At 73.9% G+C, this 20,496-nt stretch carries 21 protein-coding genes; 10 read left to right on the top strand and 11 right to left on the bottom strand.

Going from position 1 to position 20,496, the window contains the following annotated elements:
- Positions 1–30 precede the first annotated feature (30 nt).
- Positions 31–543: a DinB family protein gene (locus ACI78Q_RS12535; protein ID WP_456923711.1), complete on the bottom strand. Its 513-nt coding sequence runs from the start codon at positions 541–543 to the stop codon at positions 31–33.
- A 126-nt stretch (positions 544–669) separates the two neighbouring features.
- Between ACI78Q_RS12535 and ACI78Q_RS12530 the strand changes: the two genes are divergently transcribed.
- Both ACI78Q_RS12530 and ACI78Q_RS12525 read left to right on the top strand, forming a co-directional pair.
- Positions 670–1,743 carry a nitrilase-related carbon-nitrogen hydrolase gene (locus ACI78Q_RS12530; protein WP_456923710.1) on the top strand — a complete coding sequence of 358 codons (1,074 nt, stop codon included), beginning with the start codon at positions 670–672 and terminating at the stop codon, positions 1,741–1,743.
- A gap of 124 nt (positions 1,744–1,867) precedes the next feature.
- The gene (locus ACI78Q_RS12525; RefSeq protein ID WP_456923709.1) at positions 1,868–2,692 is read left to right on the top strand and encodes a class I SAM-dependent methyltransferase; all 825 of its coding nucleotides are present in this window, start codon (positions 1,868–1,870) and stop codon (positions 2,690–2,692) included.
- 16 nt (positions 2,693–2,708) lie between these two features.
- Here ACI78Q_RS12525 and ACI78Q_RS12520 read toward each other — a convergent pair whose 3' ends face one another.
- The 4 genes from ACI78Q_RS12520 to ACI78Q_RS12505 are packed head-to-tail and all read right to left on the bottom strand — an operon-like array spanning position 2,709 to position 5,165.
- Positions 2,709–3,506 (bottom strand): hypothetical protein, encoded by a 798-nt coding sequence (locus ACI78Q_RS12520; RefSeq protein ID WP_456923708.1) that lies wholly within the window; start codon positions 3,504–3,506, stop codon positions 2,709–2,711.
- Positions 3,503–4,438, bottom strand: a complete 936-nt coding sequence (locus tag ACI78Q_RS12515) for an ABC transporter ATP-binding protein (RefSeq protein WP_456923706.1) — start codon at positions 4,436–4,438, stop codon at positions 3,503–3,505. The genes ACI78Q_RS12520 and ACI78Q_RS12515 overlap by 4 nt, the downstream gene beginning before the upstream one ends.
- Complete coding sequence (locus ACI78Q_RS12510; RefSeq protein WP_456923705.1) at positions 4,435–4,671, bottom strand: helix-turn-helix domain-containing protein; 237 nt, start codon at positions 4,669–4,671, stop codon at positions 4,435–4,437. Before ACI78Q_RS12510 ends, ACI78Q_RS12515 begins: the two co-directional genes overlap by 4 nt.
- Complete coding sequence (locus tag ACI78Q_RS12505; protein ID WP_456923704.1) at positions 4,671–5,165, bottom strand: DUF2975 domain-containing protein; 495 nt, start codon at positions 5,163–5,165, stop codon at positions 4,671–4,673. The genes ACI78Q_RS12510 and ACI78Q_RS12505 overlap by 1 nt, the downstream gene beginning before the upstream one ends.
- A gap of 183 nt (positions 5,166–5,348) precedes the next feature.
- Between ACI78Q_RS12505 and ACI78Q_RS12500 the strand changes: the two genes are divergently transcribed.
- Positions 5,349–6,749 carry an alpha/beta hydrolase family protein gene (locus ACI78Q_RS12500; RefSeq protein WP_456923703.1) on the top strand — a complete coding sequence of 467 codons (1,401 nt, stop codon included), beginning with the start codon at positions 5,349–5,351 and terminating at the stop codon, positions 6,747–6,749.
- Positions 6,750–6,815: 66 nt separating this feature from the next.
- Here the strand turns inward: ACI78Q_RS12500 and ACI78Q_RS12495 are convergent, their stop codons facing one another.
- The 5 genes from ACI78Q_RS12495 to ACI78Q_RS12475 form a co-directional block, all read right to left on the bottom strand.
- Entirely contained in the window at positions 6,816–7,256 is a 441-nt protein-coding gene (locus ACI78Q_RS12495; RefSeq protein ID WP_456923702.1) for a MarR family winged helix-turn-helix transcriptional regulator, read from the bottom strand.
- 86 nt (positions 7,257–7,342) lie between these two features.
- Complete coding sequence (locus tag ACI78Q_RS12490) at positions 7,343–7,732, bottom strand: universal stress protein (protein ID WP_456923701.1); 390 nt, start codon at positions 7,730–7,732, stop codon at positions 7,343–7,345.
- Positions 7,729–9,258: a tripartite tricarboxylate transporter permease gene (locus ACI78Q_RS12485; RefSeq protein ID WP_456923700.1), complete on the bottom strand. Its 1,530-nt coding sequence runs from the start codon at positions 9,256–9,258 to the stop codon at positions 7,729–7,731. Before ACI78Q_RS12485 ends, ACI78Q_RS12490 begins: the two co-directional genes overlap by 4 nt.
- 9 nt (positions 9,259–9,267) lie before the next feature.
- Positions 9,268–9,771: a tripartite tricarboxylate transporter TctB family protein gene (locus ACI78Q_RS12480; RefSeq protein WP_456923699.1), complete on the bottom strand. Its 504-nt coding sequence runs from the start codon at positions 9,769–9,771 to the stop codon at positions 9,268–9,270.
- An 80-nt stretch (positions 9,772–9,851) separates the two neighbouring features.
- Complete coding sequence (locus ACI78Q_RS12475; RefSeq protein WP_456923698.1) at positions 9,852–10,865, bottom strand: tripartite tricarboxylate transporter substrate binding protein; 1,014 nt, start codon at positions 10,863–10,865, stop codon at positions 9,852–9,854.
- Between the two features lie 141 nt (positions 10,866–11,006).
- Here ACI78Q_RS12475 and ACI78Q_RS12470 point away from each other — a divergent pair, with 141 nt between their 5' ends.
- The 7 genes from ACI78Q_RS12470 (at position 11,007) to ACI78Q_RS12440 (ending at position 18,826) form a co-directional block, all read left to right on the top strand.
- Positions 11,007–11,900, top strand: coding sequence for a LysR substrate-binding domain-containing protein (locus ACI78Q_RS12470; protein ID WP_456923697.1), 894 nt, complete (start codon positions 11,007–11,009; stop codon positions 11,898–11,900).
- A gap of 136 nt (positions 11,901–12,036) precedes the next feature.
- On the top strand, positions 12,037–12,951 hold the full coding sequence (kdgD, locus tag ACI78Q_RS12465) for a 5-dehydro-4-deoxyglucarate dehydratase (protein ID WP_456923696.1): 915 nt from the start codon (positions 12,037–12,039) through the stop codon (positions 12,949–12,951).
- Positions 12,952–12,977: 26 nt separating this feature from the next.
- A complete protein-coding gene (locus ACI78Q_RS12460) occupies positions 12,978–14,306 on the top strand; it encodes an enolase C-terminal domain-like protein (protein ID WP_456923695.1) in 1,329 nt (442 codons plus the stop codon).
- A 16-nt stretch (positions 14,307–14,322) separates the two neighbouring features.
- Positions 14,323–15,495 carry an L-talarate/galactarate dehydratase gene (locus tag ACI78Q_RS12455; RefSeq protein WP_456923694.1) on the top strand — a complete coding sequence of 391 codons (1,173 nt, stop codon included), beginning with the start codon at positions 14,323–14,325 and terminating at the stop codon, positions 15,493–15,495.
- A gap of 28 nt (positions 15,496–15,523) precedes the next feature.
- Entirely contained in the window at positions 15,524–17,038 is a 1,515-nt protein-coding gene (locus ACI78Q_RS12450) for an aldehyde dehydrogenase (NADP(+)) (RefSeq protein WP_456923693.1), read from the top strand.
- Complete coding sequence (locus ACI78Q_RS12445; RefSeq protein WP_456923692.1) at positions 17,035–17,901, top strand: ATP-grasp domain-containing protein; 867 nt, start codon at positions 17,035–17,037, stop codon at positions 17,899–17,901. The genes ACI78Q_RS12450 and ACI78Q_RS12445 overlap by 4 nt, the downstream gene beginning before the upstream one ends.
- Before the next feature lie 4 nt (positions 17,902–17,905).
- Positions 17,906–18,826, top strand: coding sequence for an AEC family transporter (locus ACI78Q_RS12440; protein ID WP_456923691.1), 921 nt, complete (start codon positions 17,906–17,908; stop codon positions 18,824–18,826).
- Between the two features lie 61 nt (positions 18,827–18,887).
- Here ACI78Q_RS12440 and ACI78Q_RS12435 read toward each other — a convergent pair whose 3' ends face one another.
- Positions 18,888–20,246 carry an MFS transporter gene (locus ACI78Q_RS12435; RefSeq protein WP_456923690.1) on the bottom strand — a complete coding sequence of 453 codons (1,359 nt, stop codon included), beginning with the start codon at positions 20,244–20,246 and terminating at the stop codon, positions 18,888–18,890.
- Between the last annotated feature and the right edge of the window lie 250 nt (positions 20,247–20,496).

Here is a 20,496-nt window from a genome sequence, read left to right as displayed (position 1 = left end):
CAGCCGGACCGGCTCGGGTGTGCTGCCGGATCAGCCCATCGTCTTCTGGCCGTCGATGGCCTCCCGCAGGATGTCGGCGTGGCCGGCGTGCTGGGCGGTCTCCGCGATGATGTGCAGGAACACCCGCCGCGCCGACCAGCGGGCGCCCGCCTCGAACCACGGCGCCTCGGGCAGCGCGTGCTCGGCGTCCAGGTCGGGGAAGCCGGCCACGAGCTCGTCGGTGTGCCGCGCGACCTCCTCGTACTCGGCGAGCACGCCGGCCAGCGTCTCCCCGCGAGCCAGGTGCCAGTGCCGGGTCTGGACGTCGGGGCCCCAGTTGCGGTGCATCGCCTCGGCGCCACCCTCGGCGAACCGGGCCCAGCCCGCCTCCGTGGCCGCCACGTGCTTGATCAGCCCGGCGAGGTTGAGCGCGCTGACGGTCGGCCGCCGTTGCGCCTGCTCGTCGGTCAGGTCGCGGACGGTGAACCGGAGGAAGGACCGGTGCCGCCGCAGCGACTCGATCAGGTCGGCCCGCTCGCGGGTGAGGGTGGTCGTGCCGGTCATGGGATCGCCTCCGTCGTCCTCCGGTGGGTCGGTGCCGACGCTAGGGGCAGCCGGTGCCCGACGGGAGTCCGGACGGCGGCGATCGGCGGCCCCGGTCAGGACCCTGTCCGGTGCCACACTCGGCCGATGATCGAGCCGTACACCGCCGTCGGCCTGGTCCCCGCGGTGCGTGGCATCCGCACGCGCGCGGACATCGGCCGCAACCTGGAGCACATCGCCCACCTGTTCAAGGCGGCCTCGTGGCTGTCGAGCCTGGAGCTGCCGGTGCGGCTCGTCGCCATCCCGGAGGGGGGCCTGCAGGCGTTCAACGACGAGGTGCTCGACCTGGACCACGAGACCTTCGCCCGCGACTGCGCGATCGACATCCCGGGTCCGGAGACGGAGTTCCTCGGGGACCTGGCCCGGACCTACGACACCTTCGTGATGGCCCAGGCGAAGGCCCGGCACGAGGCCTTCCCCGGCCGGTTCTTCAACGTCGGGTTCGCCCTCGACCCGCGGGGGGAGCTGATCCTGACGCACCACAAGCTGACGACGCTCTACCCGGTGGAGCACTCGATGACCCCGCACGACGTCTGGGACCGCTGGGTGGAGCTGTACGGGCTCACCCTCGACGCGTTCTTCCCCGTGGCCGACACCGAGATCGGCCGGCTGGGCGTGCTGATGGCCAACGAGGGCTCGTACCCGGAGAACGCGCGGGGCCTGGCGATGAACGGCGCCGAGGTGGTCTACCGCGCCTCCTACCCCCATCCGCACACGGGCAACGAGTTCTTCGAGATCCAGAGCCGGGCGCGGGCACTGGACAACAACTTCTACGTCGTCGCCCCGAACCTGGCGACGTACTACCTGCAGCCGGAGTCGCAGGACCCGATCGACACCTTCGGCGGCCGGTCGATGGTCATCGACTACCGGGGCCGGATCGTCGGGCAGCACCTGTACGGCGCCGGGTCGTCCTACGTCGCGGGCACCATCGACATCGGGGCGCTGCGGCACTTCCGGACCCACGCCCAGTGGGACAACTGGGTGAAGGACCTCCGGACCGAGCTCTACCAGCTCGTGTACCGCGACTCGGTCTACCCGCCCAACCTCTACGCCGACCGGGCGCCGTTCACCCACGCGGAGTTCCGCGAGCAGGTCATCGCCCGCCAGATCGCCCTGATGGTCGAGCGGGGGGTGTGGGTGGACCCGGCCCGGGGCTCCTGAGCGCCCCGGTCGAGGCCGCGCGTCGCCCGCGTCCCTGGCCGGGGGAGCAGTTCGTCCCTGTCCGCGCGGGGAGGGCGCGGCCATGCTCTGCAGGGGTCCGGCCGACTCCGCGAGAGGAACTGGCATGTCCGTGACCCCCAGCGACACCGAACTCAAGGCGCGCCACCGGAAGATGTGGGCCTCCGGTGACTACCCCCGCATGGTCGAGACGTGGCTGCTGCCGCTCGGCCCCCGGCTGGTGGAGGCCTGCGACATCCGCGAGGGGCAGCGGGTGCTCGACGTCGCGGCCGGCACGGGCAACGCCTCGCTCCCCGCCGCCGAGCGCGGTGCGCGCGTGACCGCGAGCGACCTGACCCCCGAGCTACTGGAGGCCGGCCGGCACCGCGCCAAGGCCCAGGGGCTGGACCTGGAGTGGACGGAGGCCGACGCGGAGGACCTGCCCTTCGACGACGCCTCCTTCGACGTCGTCATGTCCTCGATCGGGGTCATGTTCGCGCCGCACCACCAGGACGCCGCCGACCAGCTCGTGCGCGTGTGCCGGCCCGGCGGGAGCATCGGACTGCTGTGCTGGACGCCGGAGGGCATGATCGGTGCGCTGTTCCGGACGATGAAGCCGTTCGCCCCGCCGCCTCCGCCCGGGGCGCAGCCGCCGCCGCTGTGGGGCAGCGAGGACCACCTGCGGGAGCTGCTCGGTGACCGGGTCGAGTGGCGCACGCTGACCCGCGACGTCCTGGAGGTCACCGCCTTCCGTGCCCCCCACGACTTCGCCCGGCACTTCAAGGACTACTACGGGCCGACGATCGCCGCCCGCGCCAACGCCGAGCGCGAGGGACGCGCGGCCGAGCTCGACGAGGCGCTCGACCGCTTCTGCGACGAGTGGAACCGCGGGACGCCGGATCAGGCGCGGTTCGACATGGAGTACCTGGTCGCCGTCGGCACCCGGCGCTGACCCGGGACGAGGCCGCTCACCGGTCGGCGTCGTCGCGCGCCAGCCGGAGCCAGCCGAGCAGGAGGGCGCCGGCGGCCCACACCAGCAACGTCGTCACCGACGACGCCTCGGTCATCCCCGGCACCCCTCCGAGCAGCAGGAACGCCGCACCGGACCCGGGCAGGGCCTCGGCGAGCGCGGAGGTCCACGCGAAGCCGAACTGCGGCAGCACGAGCGGGAGCACCAGCATTCCGAGGAAGACCATGACCAGGGTGCCGGCCGTGCTGCGCAGGAGGAAGCCGAGGCCGACCGCGAGGGCGGCGCCTGCCGCGACGACGAGGGCGACGGTGCCGAGCGTGTCGAGGCCCTCGTCGACCGGCAGGCCGACGGCCGGGCGGCCGGCGGCGAACGCCGCGAACCCGGCGGCCAGCGCCAGCAGCACCCCGGCAGCCGTGGCGACGGCCACCGTCACGCCGGTGCGGGCCAGCATCAGGACGCCGCGGCGCGGGGTCCACTGCAGGGCGGCGACGATGCCGCCGGTGGCGTAGTCCGACGTGACGGCGGTGAGGGCCAGGACGAGCAGGCCGAACTGCGCCGGCATGACGGTCACGCTCACCACCTCCCAGGCCACGGCACTGCCGGGGGCGACCGGGTCCCCGGCCACGTCGAAGCCGGCGACGGTCGCGATCCCGAGCATGGTGACGGCGGCCGCGGCCAGGGACCACCAGCTCGCCCTGACCGTCCAGAGCCGGGTCCACTCGGCGGCGCAGGTGCGGGCGAGCACCCGGCCGGGGGAGACGGCGGAGGCTGCGGGGGTGGTGGGCGCCGCGGTCACGGTGCTCCCTCCGTCGCCGGTACCGGCACGGCCCGGTCGCTGGCGTACTCGACGCTCTCGCCGGTCAGCGCGAGGTAGGCGTCCTCGAGGGACTGGGCGACCTCGGAGAGGTGGTGCAGCGGGATGTCGGCGGCGTTGGCGAGCTCGCCGACGTCCTCGGCGGTGCCGTCGACCTGCAGCTCGTGCGCGTCGACGCGGCGGACGGCGAGGCCGTGCTGCCGGAGCCGGGTGAGCAGGGCCTCGGCCTGCGGGGTGCGCACCCGCACCGAGCGGTTCCCCAGCCCGCGCAGGATCTCCTCCGTCGTCGCGTCGGCGATCAGCCGGCCGCGGCCGATGACGACCAGCCGGTCGGCGGTCTGCTCCATCTCGCTGAGCAGGTGGCTGGAGACCAGCACGGTCCGCCCCTCGTCGGCGAGCCGGCGCAGCAGCCCGCGGATCCACCGGACGCCGTCGAGGTCCAGCCCGTTGACCGGCTCGTCGAACAGCAGGACGCGCGGCCCGGCGAGCAGCGCCGCGGCGATCCCGAGGCGCTGGCGCATCCCGAGCGAGTAGCCCGTGATCCGGCGGCGGGCCGCCCGGCCGAGCCCGACCTGCTCGATCACCTCGTCCACCCGGCGCTCCGGGACGCCGTTGGTGCGGGCGGCCACGCGCAGGTGGTTGCGCCCGGTGCGGCCGGGGTGCACGGAGCCGGGGTCGAGGAGCGCGCCCACCTCGCGCAGCGGCTCGGGGAGGGTGGCGAGGGGCCGCCCGTTGACGAGAGCCCGCCCGGAGGTGGGCCGGTCCAGGCCGAGCACCATCCGCATGGTCGTGGACTTCCCGGCCCCGTTCGGCCCCAGGAAGCCGGTGACCATCCCCGGCTGGACGTCGAAGCTCAGGTCGTCGACGGCCAGGACGTCGCCGTAGCGCTTCGTCAGCCCCCGGACCTCGATCACCGGGAGGCCTCGTGGGGGGCGTCGGAGTCCTCCGGGACCCACTCGAGCAGGTCCCCGGGCTGGCAGTCGAGCACCCGGCACATCGCCTCGAGGGTGCTGAAGCGGACGGCCTTGGCGCGGCCGTTCTTCAGGACGGCCACGTTCGCCGGCGTGAGGCCGACGCGCTCGGCGAACTCGCCGACGCTCATCTTGCGTCTGGCCAGCTCCACGTCGATGCGGACGACGATGGGCATCAGATGACCGCTTCCATGTCGGTCCGCAGCGTCGTGGCCTGCCGCAGCAGCTGGCGCATCACGACCATGAGCAGCCCCACCACGGCTCCGACCAGCAGCAGCACGAGCAGCAGGGCGGGCAGCACCGGGTCGTCGCTGACCTCGTCGACGATGAAGTAGTACGAGCAGACGAAGGCGCCCAGGAGCATCGCCCACCCGGCGGCGATCGCCGCGACGATCGCGTTCACCCACGGCAGGGCGCTCTCGCTGAAGATGCGGTCGTGCCGCACCAGGGTCAGGAGCTTCCAGGTGCACACGATGACGACCTGGACGCACACCAGCCCCAGCACCGAGACCGCCAGCATCGTCCACCGCATGAACGACTGCTCCAGCGACGGGTCGGCGATGTCGGGCAGCAGCCCGGGCAGGGCGGCGAACTGCGCCACGACCAGCGCGGCGAACACCAGCGCGAGCAGGACCCGGAGCGGGCCCACGGCCCGGTGTTCCTTCGGCATGGATCGACCTTCGGCCGGAACCTATCGACTGTCAATAGCCCACGCCGGTGCGTCGTCGGCTGAGACGCATCCAGACCGCCAGAAGGACAAGGAACCTGTGCATTCCGACCGGGGCCGTGACAGGGTGGTCTGCGTCACAGTCGAGGTGTGCCGGGCGCCGTCCCGGCAGGAGCAGGGGGACACGTGGACAGGTGGGGAACCCGACTGGCGGCGGTGGCCGGAGCCGCCGCGCTGGTGGCCGGCGGAGGTCTGCTCCCGTCGGCGAGCGCCGCACCGGCGGCCGACCCCGTCGCGCCGCCGGGACAGTACGAGGGCCGGCTGGGCAGCGGCGCCACGTGGGTGGGGCACGTGCCGGAGCGGTGGAACGGGACCGTCGTCCTGTTCGCGCACGGCTTCGGGCCGCTGGTGGCGCGCGACGCCCCGGACGACGCGACCCGGCAGGAGCTGCTGGGCCAGGGCTACGCCCTCGTGGGCTCGTCCTACTCCGGGCCGTCGATGTGGGCGCTGGAGTCCGCCGTGGACGACCAGTACGCCGCACTGGAGGCCTTCGAGACCACGCTCGGCGTCGAGCCGGAGCGGACGATCGCCTTCGGCCGGTCCATGGGCGGCCTGGTGAGCGCCCGGCAGGCCGAGGACCCGAGGGGCGAGATCGACGGCGTCCTGACCACCTGCGGGCTGGTCGCCGGTGCGCTCAACCTGAACGACTACCAGCTCGACGGGGTGCACGCACTCTCCACGCTGCTGGCCCCCGGCCAGGACATCCCGCTGGTCCGGTACGCGAGCCCGGAGCAGGCCGCGCAGGCGGCGGCCGACCTGACCGCGGCGGTGACCGCGGCCCAGGAGAGCCCCGAGGGCCGGGCCCGGATCGCCCTGGCCGCGGCGTTCCTCAACATGGCGACCTGGTACTCCGGCGACGCCCCGGCGGACCCGCGCGACCCCGCGGCCGAGCAGGTGCAGCAGTACGAGGCCCTGGTGGGCGGCGGCCTCGAGCGGTACGTCACCGGGCGGCAGCAGATCGAGCTGGTGGCCGGCGGCAACAGCGCCTACAACGCGGGGGTCGACTACCGCGAGCTGCTGGACAGCAGCCCTCGCGCCGCCCAGGTGCGCGCGCTGTACCGGGAGGCCGGGCTGGACCTGGATGCCGACCTCGACACGCTGACCAGCCAGGCCGACGTCGTGGCCGATCCGGCCGCCGTCGACGACCTCACCCGCTCGTCGATGGTGACCGGCGAGCTGGAGGTCCCGGAGCTGGCCATCCACACCGTCGCCGACGAGCTGGTGCCGGTCGAGCACGAGGACTGGTACGCCGAGCAGGTGCACCGGGCCGGTGACGCCCGGCTGCTGCGCCAGGCCTACGTCGAGGGCGCGGGTCACTGCGAGTTCCAGCCGGCGGAGCAGGTCGCGGCCCTGCAGGCCCTGGAGCAGCGGCTGGACACCGGCCGCTGGGGGGACGCCGCCTCGCCGGAGCAGCTGAACGCCGCTGCCGACGCGCTCGGGCTGGGCACGACCGCGAGGTACACCCCGTTCGACCCGGCGCGCCTGGTCGGCGGGCTCGGGGAGCCGGGGCGGGACGCGGACGACTAGGTCGCCGGGCGCGGGACGGGCCGGCTGCCGCGCGCACCCGGCCCGTCCCGCCGTCGGTCGGTCGGCTCAGCGCGGTGGCTGGCTGTCCAGGGCGGTCCGGCACAGCAGGACGTAGCGGCGCAGGTCCTCGGCCTGTCCCGAGCTCAGTGGGGCGACCATCCTCGACTCGAGCCGGCCCACCTCGTCCCGGTACCGGTCGAGCAGCTCCTGGCCCCGCGCGGTGAGCCGCAGGACCCGCCGGCGCCGGTCGCGCGGGTCGGCCACCCGTGACAGCAGGCCCCGCTCCTCGAGGACGGCGACCATGTCCGCCGCGCTCTGGTCGGTGACGAACGAGTTGCGGGCCAGCTCCGCGGTGCTCAGGTCCGCGTGCCGCTCGAGCACGGTCAGCGCCGTGTACTGCAGAGGCGTGATGGCGGCCGGGCGCAGCACCTCGTCCAGCCGGGCGCGCACCGCCTGCTCCAGCTGCTTGACCAGGTAGAGCGTGGACGGGCGGCTGGGCGAGGACACCCCGCCATCTTGGCCCACCCGGCGGGGCCGGGAGCACGACCGAGGGCCGGACCCCGCGGGGGGTCCGGCCCTCGGCAGGCGTCGGGCTACGGCTTGACGGCCAGCACCGGGCGGGTGGCGTCGAGCAGGATCCGCTGGGCGGCGCTGCCCATGAGCAGCTTCCCGACGGGGGACCGGCGGCGCAGGCCGATGACGATGACCGAGGCGTCGGACTCGTCGGCCACCCGGAGCACCTCGTCGGCCAGGTCGCCGGCGTGCGGCGTCTGCCGCACCTCGAGCGGGACCCCGGCGTCGGCGGCCCGGGCGGACAGCTGCTCCACCAGCTCCGGGGGTGCGACGTCGGTGCTGACGGGGGCACCGCTGCGCGGGGTGTTGAGGACCAGGAGGTCCTCGCCGCGACGGCGGGCCTCCTCGAGCCCCGCGGTGAAGGCGGCGTCGCCCTCCGGGGTGGGGACGAATCCGGTCAGGACGGTCACACGAGCTCCTTCTCGTCGGACTGGTGGGCCGCACGCCGGGCGGGGGCCCGGCGGCGCGTGAGGACGGTCCGGATCACGGGGAGGAGCAGGACCAGCAGGAAGACGGCGAACAGCGTCCCGGAGATCGGCCGGGTGAGGAAGCCGGTCGGGTTCCCCTCGAAGATCAGCAGCGACCGCCGCAGCGACTCCTCCAGCAGCGAGCCGAGGACGAAGGCGAGCACCAGCGGGCCGGGGTCGAAGCTCAGCTTCTTCATCAGGTAGCCGATCGCGCCGAAGGCGATGACCAGCACGATGTCGAAGACGTTGTTGCGCACCGTGTAGACGCCGACGAGCGTGATGAGCACGGTGATCGGGGCCAGCACGGTGGCCCGCACCCGCAGGATCCGGACGAACACGCCGACCAGCGGGATGCTCATGATCAGCAACAGGATGTTGCCGATGTACATGGAGTTGACCACGCCCCAGAAGAGCTGCGGGTCCTCGCTCACCAGTTGCGGGCCGGGCGTCACGCCCTGGATGAGCAGCGCGCCGAAGATGACCGCCATGGTCGCGTTGGCCGGGATGCCCAGCGTCAGCAGCGGGATGAACGACGACGTCGCGGCGGCGTTGTTCGCCGTCTCCGGGGCCGCCACCCCCTCGACGGCGCCCTGGCCGAAGCGCTCCGGGGTCTTGGAGCGGCGCTTCTCCAGCGCGTAGGCGGCCAGCGAGGACAGCGTCGCGCCGCCGCCGGGGAGGATGCCGAGCAGGAAGCCGAGGACCGAGCCGCGGCCGATCGCGCCGGAGGACCGCCGCAGGTCCTTGCGCGACGGCCACACGTTGGCGACCTTCGCCGGGGCCTGGACGGCGCGGTGCCGCTCCTCGAGGTTGTAGAGGATCTCGCCGAGTCCGAACAGGCCCATCGCGATCGGCACGAAGTCCAGCCCGTCGGCGAGGTCGAGGCTGCCGAAGGTGAACCGCTCGGCGCCGGTGAAGCCGTCGCGGCCGACGGTGGCCAGGAGCAGCCCGACCGAGGCGGCGATGACCGCCTTGAGCCGGTCGCCCCCGCTGACGGTCGACACGAGCAGGATGCCCAGCAGCGCGAGTGCGGTGTACTCCGGTGGGCCGAAGTCGAGGGCGAACCCGGCGACCACCGGCGCGACGATCGACAGCGCGACGATGGAGACCGTCCCGCCGACGAACGAGCCGATCGCGGCGATGCCGAGCGCGGTGCCGGCCCTGCCCTGCCGCGCCAGCGCGTGGCCGTCGAAGACGGTGACCACGGAGGAGGCCTCGCCGGGCAGCCGCAGCAGCACCGAGGTGATCGTCCCGCCGTACTGGGCGCCGTAGAAGATGCCCGCCAGCATGATGATCGCGGTGACCGGCTCGATGCCGAAGGTCAGCGGCAGCAGGATCGCGATCGTCGCCGCCGGGCCGAGGCCGGGCAGCACGCCGATCAGCATGCCGATGACGACGCCGATCAGGCAGTAGAGCAGGTTGGTCGGCTCGAGGACGACGGAGAAGCCCTCGAGCACGGGGGAGAGGTCCACCGCTGCCTCCTAGAACAGGTGCGGGATCGGGACCGAGAGGGCCGCGACGAAGACCAGGTAGAACCCGGCGACGACGGCCAGACTCGTGATGACGGACAGGCGCCAGCTCTCGTGCCCGAGGAAGCGCAGCCAGACGAACACCAGGAGCACTGCCGGGATCTCGAAGCCGATGACGCTGATGAGCGCCACGAACACGAGCATCGAGACCAGTCCGGCCACGACGAGCCAGCTGGCGCGGGTGAAGCGCTCGGCGTCGTGCGTGCGGCGGGCGAGGGGGAGCAGCGCCAGCCCGAGGACGACGAGGACGATGCCGATCAGCAGCGGCCACATGCCGGCGGCCGGGGTGGCCGCGCTGCCGACGTCCAAGCGGAACGCGCCGGCGATCGTCGCGGCCCCGAGCGCCACCACCACCAGGGCGATGACTACGTTGGCGACCGGGCCGGCCGGTGGCGGCCGGTCCTCGTCCTCGATCTCGTGGAGGGCGTCCTCGAGCTCGTGCACCGTCTCGGCCACGCCGTGGTGCCCGGGGGAGGGCGGCTCCCCGGCGGCCGCCGGACCGCCGGGAGCCGCCGGGGTACCGCCCTGGGGCGAGGTCACTGCCCGCCGCCGAGGTCGATCGAGTACTGCTCGACCAGGGACCGGTAGTTCTCGAGGTTCTCGGTCCACTGCTGCTGGAGCTCCTCGCCGCCGACCTCGTTCGGCGTGAGCAGCCGCTCCTCGTTGAAGGCCTGGTAGTCCGCGCTGGCGAAGGCGGCCTGGAAGGCCTCCTCCAGCTGCGTCAGGACCTCCTCGGGCGTGCCCTCCGGCGCGGCGATGGCGCGGGACTGCTGCACCGGCACGTCGTAGCCGGCCTCCACGGCGGTCGGGGTGTCCGGCAGGTACTGCGGACGCTCCTCGGCGAAGGTCACGATCGGCACCAGCTCGCCGGCCTCGATCTGCGCGGCGGCCTCACCCAGCTGCACCGAGCCGACGTCGACCTGGCCGCCGAGCACCGCGGTCAGGGTGGGGGAGCCGCCGTCGAACGGGACGGCGGTGGCGTCGATGCCGGCCTGGGCGAAGAGCAGCTCCTGCGACAGCTGGCTGCCGGTGCCCACGCCGGTGGTCCCGAACGTGATCGGCCGGCCGGCGTTCTTGATGTCGTCGACGGTGGTGAAGCCGGTCTGGGGGCTGGTGACCAGCACGTAGTCGTCCTGGGAGATGCCCGTGACGACCTCGTAGTCGTTGATGTCCACCGCCTCGTCCTCGCTGACCGCCAGCGGGGTGATGTAGGCGAGGCTGCCGACGAAGGTCATCAGCGTCTGGCCGTCGGCCTCCGCGCCGGCGAGCTCCTGGGCGGCCACCGCGCCGTTGGCACCGGGCCGGTTCTCGACGGTGACCGGCACGCCGAGCTCGTCGGACGCCTTGTCGGCGAGGGCCCGGGCGATGAGGTCGGTGCTGCCGCCGGCGTCCTGCCCGACCAGCAGCGTGATCGGGCCGTCGGGGAACGCCGCGGCGGCGTCCTCGCTGCTCCCGCCCCCGAGGTTGCCGCCGCAGGCGGCCAGCGAGAGGGCGGTCACGAGACCGAGCCCGGCGGTCAGGCCGCGGCGGTTCCGGGAGGTGCTGGTCATGTCGCGCTCCTGTGCGAGGGGAGGATCCCCGGGTCGACGGCTGCTGTGAGCGTCGTCACCCGGAAACGGTCGCGGCGAGCGTAGGTAGGCCGTTCCATGCCTGTCCAAGTTCACTCGTGCATCGATTGATACCCTGAGAGCATGGCCTACACGCTGGAGCAGCTGAGGGGCTTCGTCGCCGTCGCGGACGAGTTGCACTTCGGCCGGGCGGCCGAACGGCTGAGCATGACCCAGCCGCCGCTGAGCCGGCAGATCCAGAAGCTGGAGCGCAGCGTCGGGGCCCAACTGCTGGAGCGGGACAACCGCCGGGTCGCGCTGACCGCCGCCGGTGAGGTGTTCCTCGCCGAGGCCCGCCGGCTGCTCGCCCTGGCCGACGCCGCACCCGAGGTGGCCCGCCGGGTGTCGTCGGGCTCCAGCGGCCTGGTCCGGATCGGCTTCACCGCCGCCTCCACCTACGGCACCCTCGGCCGGCTGCTCAACGAGGTCGCCCGGGAACTGCCGGACGTCGACGTCGAGCTCGCCGAGATGGTCACCCGCGAGCAGGTCGGCGGCCTGCTCAACGAGGAGGTCGACCTGGGCCTGGCCCGGCCGCCGTTCGACGCGGAGACCTTCGGTTCCCGCCTCCTGCTCCGCGAGGCGATGCTCGTCGCCGTCCCGGCCGGTCACCGGCTGATCGGGCTGGGCCGGCCGGTCACCGCCGACGATCTCCGCGGCGAGGCGGTGGTCATGCACTCCCCGACGAAGGCGCGGTACTTCTACGACCTCGTGGTGGGGCTCGTGCCGGTGGCGCACGAGAACGTCGTCCACACCGTGAGCCAGGTGCTCACGATGCTGTGGCTGGTGGCGGCCCGCCGGGGCGTCGCCTTCGTGCCCGAGTCCGCCAGCCGGCTGCCCATCGACGGGGTCGCGTTCGTGCCCCTGGCGACGCCGGTCCCCGAGCCGGTCGAGCTGCACCTGATCTGGATGCGCCAGTCCCGCAACCCGGCCCTGTGGCGGGTCCTCGACGTCCTCGGGCGGGCGTTCCCCGCCTCCTGACGATGCTCTGGTGGCATCGGTCGATGCGCAACAACTCTTGGACAGGCATCATCAACTCTTCCTACGGTGACGCCGACCACCTCCGGACCCGCCTCCTGCGGATGACTCCGGACCCGTCGGACCCGAGGACGACCCCGTGACCCTGCTGCCGCCCGCCGAGCTCGCCACCCGGTTGAAGTCCGGCCTGCTCTCCTTCCCGGTGACCCACTTCGACGCCGACCTGCAGTTCGACGAGCCGCGCTACCGCGAGCACCTCGCGTGGCAGTCCGGCTTCGACGTCGCCGGCCTGTTCGCCGCCGGCGGGACCGGGGAGGGCTTCTCGCTCACCAGCGCCGAGATCGACCGGGTCGTCCGCGTGGCCGTGGACGAGGTCGCCGGCCGGGTGCCCGTGCTCGCCCCCGCCACCGGCGGCACGGCCGAGTCGGTGGCCCAGGCGCGCGCGGCGCAGGACGCCGGGGCCGACGGCATCCTGCTCTTCCCGCCCTACCTCACCGAGGCCAGCCAGGCCGGGCTGGTCGAGCACATCAGCGCCGTCTGCCGGGCCACCGACCTCGGCGTCATCGTGTACAGCCGGGCCAACGCCGTCCTGCGCGACGTCACCGTCGCCGAGGTCGCCGACCGCAACCCGAACCTCATCGGGCTCAAGGACGGCATCGGCGACATCGAGCAGATGACCCGCACCTACGCGAAGGTCGGCGACCGGTTGATCTACGTCGGCGGCCTGCCGACCGCCGAGACGTTCGCACTGCCGCTGCTGCAGCTCGGCGTGAGCACCTACTCCTCGGCGCTCTACAACTTCCTGCCCGCGTTCGCGCTGGAGTTCTACGCCGCCGTCCGCGCCCAGGACCGCACGGCGGTCTACGGGATGCTCAACGACTTCGTCATCCCCTACGCCGACATCCGCGACCGGCAGAAGGGGTACGCCGTCTCCATCGTCAAGGCCGGCCTGACCGCCGTCGGCCGCGACGGCGGCCGCGTGCGTCCGCCGCTGACCGACCTGACCGCGACGGAGCTCGACGAGCTGACCGCGCTGGTCGGCAAGGTCTCCTGACCCGCCCCGCACCCCTGGAGGACGGCATGAGCCGCACGCCCACCGTCGCCCGCGTCGAGGTGGTCCCCGTCGCCGGGCACGACAGCATGCTGCTGAACCTCAGCGGCGCGCACGGCCCCTTCTTCACCCGCAACATCGCGATCGTCAGCGACAGCGAGGGCCGGACCGGGGTGGGGGAGGTCCCCGGTGGCGAGGCCATCCGCCGCACGATCGAGGACGCCGCCGAGCTGCTCGTCGGCCAGCCCGTCGCCGCCCTCGGCCGGCTGCTGCGCGCGGTCTCGGCGACCTTCGCCGACCGGGACGCCGGCGGCCGCGGTCTGCAGACCTTCGACCTGCGGACGACGATCCACGCGGTCACCGCGCTGGAGTCGGCGCTGCTGGACCTGCTCGGCCAGCACCTCGGCGTCCCGGTGGCGGAGCTGCTCGGCGAGGGGCAGCAGCGCGACTCCGTCCCGATGCTGGGCTACCTGTTCTACGTCGGCGACCGGCGGGCCACCGACCTGCCCTACCTCGCCGAGACCGACCCGGCCGACGACTGGGAGCGGCTGCGGCGGGAGCCGGCGCTGACCCCCGAGGCGGTCGTCGCGCTGGCCGAGGCGGCGCAGGCCCGGTACGGGTTCAGCGACTTCAAGCTCAAGGGCGGCGTGCTGGCCGGCGAGGAGGAGGTCGCCGCCGTCCGGGCGCTGGCGCAGCGGTTCCCCGACGCGCGCATCACCCTCGACCCCAACGGCGGCTGGCTCCTGGCCGACGCCGTCGAGCTGTGCCGCGACCTGCACGGCGTCCTGGCCTACGCCGAGGACCCGGTCGGCGCCGAGGGCGGCTTCTCCGGCCGCGAGGTGATGTCGGAGTTCCGCCGGGCCACCGGCCTGCCGACGGCGACGAACATGGTCGCGACCGACTGGCGGCAGATGGCCCACGCCGTCCGGTCCAACGCCGTCGACATCCCGCTGGCCGACCCGCACTTCTGGACGATGCGCGGCTCGGTGCGCGTCGCCCAGCTGTGCCACGAGTTCGGCCTGACCTGGGGCTCGCACTCGAACAACCACTTCGACATCTCGCTGGCCATGTTCACGCAGGTGGGCGCGGCCGCCCCGGGGCAGATCACCGCCCTGGACACGCACTGGATCTGGCAGGACGGGCAGGCGCTGACCCGCAAGCCGCTGCTGATCCGGGACGGCGCCATCGGGGTGCCGACGACACCCGGGCTCGGCGTCGAGCTGGACCGGGACGCGCTCGCCGCGGCCCACGAGCTCTACCTCGAGCACGGCCTCGGTGCCCGGGACGACGCGGTCGCCATGCAGTACCTCGTGCCGGGCTGGCAGTTCGACCCCAAGCGCCCGTGCCTGGTCCGCTGACCCCTTGGAGACCGCGATGACGACGACCGTGCCCGCCCCGTTCCTCTCCTCCGCCCCGGCGGTGCTCGACCGGATCGAGTCGGTGACCCTCTCGTCGGTCACCCTGCCGCTGCCCAACCCGATCAGCGACGCCAAGGTCTTCACCGGCCGGCAGCGGCCGATGACCGAGGTCGCGTTCCTGTTCGCCGAGATCCGCACCGAGGCCGGGCACGAGGGCGTCGGCTTCAGCTACTCCAAGCGGGCCGGTGGCCCGGCGCAGTTCGCGCACGCCCGCGAGATCGCCCCCGACCTGATCGGTGAGGACCCCAGCGACATCGCCCGGCTGTGGACCAAGCTGGTCTGGGCCGGGGCGTCGGTGGGTCGCAGCGGCGCCTCGACGCAGGCGATCGCGGCGATCGACGTCGCGCTGTGGGACCTCAAGGCCAAGCGGGCCGGCCTGCCGCTGGCCAAGCTGCTGGGCGCGCACCGCGACTCGGTGCGCTGCTACAACACCTCCGGCGGCTTCCTGCACGAGTCGATCGAGCAGGTGGTGGACAACGCCACCCGGACGCTGGAGTCCGGCGTCGGCGGCATCAAGATCAAGGTCGGCCTGCCCGACTCCGCCGAGGACCTGCGCCGGGTGCGCGCGGTCCGCGAGCACCTCGGCGACGGCGTCCCGTTCATGGTCGACGCCAACCAGCAGTGGGACCGGCCGACCGCGATGCGGGTCTGCCGCCGGCTGGAGGAGTTCGACCTGGTCTGGATCGAGGAGCCGCTGGACGCCTACGACGCCGAGGGGCACGCCCAGCTGGCCCGCACGCTGGACACCGCGATCGCCACGGGTGAGATGCTCACCAGCGTCGCCGAGCACGCCGAGCTGATCCGGCACGGCTCGGTGGACGTCATCCAGCCCGACGCCCCGCGGATCGGCGGCATCACCCAGTTCCTGCAGCTCGCCACCCTGGCCGACGTCGCGAACCTGCAGCTGGCGCCGCACTTCGCGATGGAGATCCACGTCCACCTGGCCGCGGCCTACCCGCGGGAGCCGTGGGTGGAGCACTTCGACTGGCTGTACCCGCTGTTCAACGAGCGTCTCGAGACCCGGCACGGCCGCATGTACATCTCCGACCGGCCCGGCCTCGGCGTCACCCTCAGCGACCGGGCCCGCGCCTGGACCGTGGACCGAGTGCACGTCACCACGGCCCGCTGAAACCCCGCACCACCTGGAGGAGAACCGCATGAGCGACGTCGTGAGCGTCGACCCCCGCACCGGCGAGACCGTGGAGGTCGTCGCGCCGGAGACCACCACCGCGGAGGTCGACCGGCTCTGCGCCGCGGCGCTGGCCGCGGCGCCCGCGCTGGAGGAGCTGGGCCGGGCCGGCCGCGCCGCGCTGCTGCGCGCCCTGGCCGAGGCCCTGGAGAGCCGGCGGGACGACGTCGTCGCCGTCGCCGACCGGGAGACCGGGCTCGGCCCGGGCCGGCTGAACGGGGAGCTGACCCGCACCGGCTACCAGCTGCGGATCTTCGCCGAGGTGCTGGACGAGGGCAGCTACCTCGAGGCCGCCATCGACCCGGCCGGGGACACCCCGATGGGCCCGCGGCCGGACCTGCGCCGGATGCTGGTGCCGATCGGCCCGGTCGCGGTGTTCGGGGCGAGCAACTTCCCGCTGGCCTTCTCCGTGCCGGGCGGCGACACCGCCTCCGCGCTGGCCGCCGGCTGCCCGGTCGTGGTCAAGGCGCACAGCTCGCACCCGGCGACCTCGCGGCTGGTGTTCGACGTCCTGACCGAGGCCGCCGCCAAGGCCGGCGCCCCCGACGGCACCCTGGGCATCGTCTACGGCCAGCAGGCCGGTGCCGACCTGGTCGCGCACCCGGCCATCCGCGCGGTCGGCTTCACCGGCTCGCTGGGCGGCGGTCAGGCGCTGCAGCGGATCATCGACGCCCGCCCCGACCCGATCCCGTTCTACGGCGAGCTGTCCAGCCTCAACCCCGTCGTGGTCACTCCGGCGGCGGCCGCCGAGCGCGGGGACCGCATCGGCGGCGAGCTGGTCGGCTCGTTCACCCTGGGCGGCGGCCAGTTCTGCACCAAGCCGGGGCTGGCGTTCGTGCCGGCCGGCCCGGACGGCGACGCGCTGGTCGACGCGATGGCGCAGGCGGTCCGGGCAGCCGCCGCCCCGGTGCTGCTCAACGAGGGCATCGCCGCCTCCTACGGGCGGATCTCCGACGGCCTGGCCGGCGCGCCCGGCGTGGCGGAGATCGCCCGCGGCGAGGAGCCGGCGGGTCCCGGCTTCACCGCCGTGCCCCGGCTGCTGGCCACGTCGGCGGCCGACCTGCCGCACCAGGTCACCGAGGAGTGCTTCGGCCCGGTGGCGGTGGTGGCCCGTTACGACGGCGAGGCCGAGCTGTTCGCCGCGCTGGAGGCCATGCCCTCCTCGCTCACCGCCACCGTGCTGCGCGGCGAGGGCGAGACCGACCTGCCGCTGGCGGTCTCCCAGCAGCTGCGCACCCGCGCCGGCCGGCTGGTCTACGACGCCTACCCGACCGGGGTCGCGGTGTCCTGGGCCCAGCACCACGGCGGCCCGTGGCCGTCGACCAACTCCCAGCACACCTCGGTGGGCACCACCGCCATCCGCCGGTTCTTGCGCCCGGTCACGTGGCAGGGCGCCCCCCAGGAGCTGCTGCCCGAGGAGCTCACCGACGGCTACCGCGGCATCCCGCGGCGGGTCGACGGCGTCCTGGAGCTGCCCCGGTGAGGCACCCGCGGGTCGCGCTGGTCAGCTCCGAGCGCGGCCTGCGGGTCGACCCCGACCTGCCGATCGCGACCCCGGCCCTGCGGGCGGCCGGGGTCGCCGTCGACCTGGTGCGGTGGGACGACCCGGCGGTCGACTGGTCCTCCGTCGACCTGGCCGTCGTCCGCTCCTGCTGGGACTACGCCTGGCGGCGGGAGGAGTTCCTGGCCTGGGCGTCGTCGGTGCCGCGGCTGCGCAACGACCCCGCGGTGCTGCGGTGGAACACCGACAAGACGCACCTGCGCGACCTCGTCGCCGCGGGTCTGCCCGTCGTGCCGACCGTGTGGGACCCGGCCGGGGCCGCCGACCTGCCCGACGCCGCGGAGTGGGTGGTGAAGCCGTCGATCTCCGCCGGCTCGCGGGACACCGCCCGCTGGGCCGATCCGGACGCCGCCCTCGCGCACGCCGCCGCGCTCCGCACGGCCGGGCGGACGGCGATGCTGCAGCCCTACCTGCCCAGCGTCGACCAGGCGGGAGAGACCGCGATGCTGTTCCTGGGCGGCCGGTTCTCCCACGCCGTCCGCAAGGGCGCGCTGCTGGCGCCCGGCGAGGGGGTCCGCCAGGACCGGGACAGCCGCGGGGACCTGCGACCGGTGGAGCCGACCGCGGCCCAGCGGGAGGTGGCCCAGGCGGTGTTCGACGCCGTCCCCGCGCTGGTGCCCGGAGCGGCCGGGCCGCTGTACGCGCGGATCGACCTCGTGACCGACGCCGCCGGCCGGCCGGTGGTGCTCGAGCTGGAGCTGACCGAGCCGAGCCTCTTCCTGCCGCAGGCGCCCGCTGCCGCGGTCGAGCAGTTCGTCCGGGCGGTGCGGGCCGCGCTGCCGTGAGCCGGTGAACGCCGTCCTCGGCGGCTTCGCCGCACTGGCCGCCGTCATCGCCGTCGGGTGGCTGGTCGGCCGGGCCGGCACCCTCGGCGCCGGCGCCTCGGAGGTGCTGTCCCGCCTGGCGTTCTACGTCGCGACGCCTGCGCTGCTGTTCCTGACCCTGGCCGAGGCCGACCCCTCCGTCCTGGTGTCCGCACACCTGGTCGCCACGGCCGGCAGCGCGGTCGGCTGCGCCCTCCTGTTCGTCGTCCTCGCGCGGTGGCGGCGGCGCGTGTCGGCGGCGGACCTCACGACGGGCGCGCTGGCCTCCTCCTACGTCAACGCGGGCAACCTCGGCGTCCCCGTCGCGGTGTACGTCCTCGGCGACGCCTCCTACGTCGCCCCGGTGCTGCTGTTCCAGGTGCTCGTCATGGCGCCGGTCGGCCTCGCCGTCCTCGCCGGCCGGCACCCGGCCGGCACCTCGCGCCGGCGGGTGCTGACCGCGCCGGTCCGGACGCCGGTGGTGGTCGGCTGCGCCCTCGGTCTCCTCGTCGCCGCCACCGGGCTGGACCTGCCTGCGGTGGTGCTGCGCCCGGTGGAGCTCACCGCCGCCGTCGCCGTGCCGGCCGCACTGCTGGCGTACGGGATGAGCCTGCACGGGGCGCCGCGTCCGGGATCGGGCGGCGAGGCGGGCCGGGTGTGGCTCGCGGTGGCGCTCAAGACGCTGGGGCAGCCGCTGCTGGCCTACGCGCTGGGCCGGTGGGTCGCCGGGCTCGACGGGGGCGAGTTGCTCGCCGTCACGGTCACCTCGGCGCTGCCGACGGCGCAGAACGTCTTCGTCTACGCGGCGGCCTCCGGCCGGTCCACCGTCGTCGCCCGCGACGTCATCCTGCTGACCACCGTGCTGTCGGTGCCGGTCCTCGTGGGGGTCGCGCTGCTGCTGGGGTGAGCCCGGCCCGGACGACGAGGAGCCGGCCCCCGAGGGGAGCCGGCTCCTCGTGCGCCGTGTCCTACGCGGTGCGGGCCTCGACCGGCTCCCGGTCGTCGGCCGGCACCTGCTCGGTCTCCGCCGCGGCGCGGCGGCCGCGGAAGGTGGCGAGCACCGTGACGGCGGCCAGCAGCGAGGCGGCGGCGAGGGCGTAGAGGCCCAGGGTCACCTCGCCGGTGGCCTCCTCGACGAGGCCGAAGCCGAACGGGGCGACGAAGCCGCCGAGGTTGCCCAGGGAGTTGACCAGCGCCACGGCGGGGGCGAGGACCACCGGGTTGAGCGAGCCCTGCGGGAACGACCAGAACAGCGGGCTGGCGCTCTTGAACCCCATGGCGGCGATGCACAGGAAGAGCAGGGCCAGCACCGGGGTGACGACGGCGGCCAGATAGGTGCCGACCGCCGCGGTGAGCAGCGCCCCGACCAGGAGCGGCTTGCGGTTGCCGCTGCGGTCGCCGGCCCGGCCGGTCACGTACATGGCGACCACCGCGCAGATCCAGGGCAGCGAGGACAGCAGGCCGACGGTGACGTCGTCCGTGCCGTCGATGCGCCGGACGATCGACGGCAGCCAGAAGGTGTTGGCGTAGATCGACAGCTGGATGGCGAAGTACACCCAGCAGAACAGGAGGACCTTGCGGTCGACCAGCATCCGCCAGCGGGAGCGGCCGTTGGTGCGGTGACCGGCGGCCTTCTCGGCGTCCTCGGCCTCGATGCGCCCGGCGAGGGCGCCCTTCTCCGCGGGGGTGAGCCAGCGGGCGTCGGCGATGCGCGAGTCGAGCATGGCGAACGCGACCAGGCCGACCACCACGGAGAGGAGGCCCTCCAGGAGGAACAGCCACTGCCACCCGTGGTGGCCCAGCAGGCCGTCGAGCGACAGCAGCGGTCCGGACAGCGGCCCGGACACCGCCGCGGCGATCGAGGAGCCGGCGATGAACAGGGCGGTCGCGCGGCCGCGGTGGCTGTCGGGCAGCCAGCGGGTCAGGTAGAAGATGACCGCCGGGAAGAAGCCGGCCTCGGCGGCGCCGAGCAGGAAGCGCAGGACGTAGAACATCGTGGGGCCGTTGACGAAGGCCATCGCCGCGGAGACCAGGCCCCAGGTGACCATGATGCGGGTCAGCCAGACGCGGGCGCCGTACCGCTCCATGAGCACGTTGCTGGGCAGCTCGAAGATCGCGTACGCGATGAAGAAGACCCCGGCGCCGAACCCGTACGCCGCGGCGCCGATGCCGACGTCGGCCTCCAGGTGCACCTCGGCGTACCCGATGTTGGACCGGTTGAGCTGGTTGCAGACCAGCATCACGATGAACAGGGGGACGACGCGGCGGAAGAACTTGCCGATCGCGCTGCTGAGCGCGACGTCGCGCTCGGGGCTGGAGACCGTCACCGGCACCTCGACTTCCAGGGCTCGTCGTGGCGGGGGCCACATCACCGACGCGCCGACGCTAGGCAGCCCCGCTGATGCACGTCCAAGCCCCTTTCTGCATCGGCTCATGCACCGCCGGCATCGCGGGAGGTGGTGCCGGGTCGCGGCCCGGATGACGTGTCGCCGGCGCCGTCCCCTCCTCGCGGAGGTGTGACCTGCGCCCACCGACTAGGTTCGGTGCCCGACGGTGCCGTCGGTGCAGGGGAGTGAC

It is taken from the genome of Geodermatophilus sp. SYSU D00705, from assembly GCF_054050135.1.
This window is presented reverse-complemented; position numbering and strand designations above follow the sequence as displayed.

What these genes read in the sequence shown, in the direction of transcription:
- ACI78Q_RS12510 (WP_456923705.1), bottom strand. Translation starts at nt 4,671, where the DNA reads ATGCCCATCGTCGTCCGCATCGACGTGGAGCTGGCCAGACGCAAGATG.
- ACI78Q_RS12505 (WP_456923704.1), bottom strand. Translation starts at nt 5,165, where the DNA reads ATGCCGAAGGAACACCGGGCCGTGGGCCCGCTCCGGGTCCTGCTCGCG.
- ACI78Q_RS12450 (WP_456923693.1), top strand. Translation starts at nt 15,524, where the DNA reads ATGAGCGACGTCGTGAGCGTCGACCCCCGCACCGGCGAGACCGTGGAG.
- ACI78Q_RS12475 (WP_456923698.1), bottom strand. Translation starts at nt 10,865, where the DNA reads ATGACCAGCACCTCCCGGAACCGCCGCGGCCTGACCGCCGGGCTCGGT.
- ACI78Q_RS12530 (WP_456923710.1), top strand. Translation starts at nt 670, where the DNA reads ATGATCGAGCCGTACACCGCCGTCGGCCTGGTCCCCGCGGTGCGTGGC.
- ACI78Q_RS12460 (WP_456923695.1), top strand. Translation starts at nt 12,978, where the DNA reads ATGAGCCGCACGCCCACCGTCGCCCGCGTCGAGGTGGTCCCCGTCGCC.
- ACI78Q_RS12455 (WP_456923694.1), top strand. Translation starts at nt 14,323, where the DNA reads ATGACGACGACCGTGCCCGCCCCGTTCCTCTCCTCCGCCCCGGCGGTG.
- ACI78Q_RS12470 (WP_456923697.1), top strand. Translation starts at nt 11,007, where the DNA reads ATGGCCTACACGCTGGAGCAGCTGAGGGGCTTCGTCGCCGTCGCGGAC.
- ACI78Q_RS12535 (WP_456923711.1), bottom strand. Translation starts at nt 543, where the DNA reads ATGACCGGCACGACCACCCTCACCCGCGAGCGGGCCGACCTGATCGAG.
- ACI78Q_RS12525 (WP_456923709.1), top strand. Translation starts at nt 1,868, where the DNA reads ATGTCCGTGACCCCCAGCGACACCGAACTCAAGGCGCGCCACCGGAAG.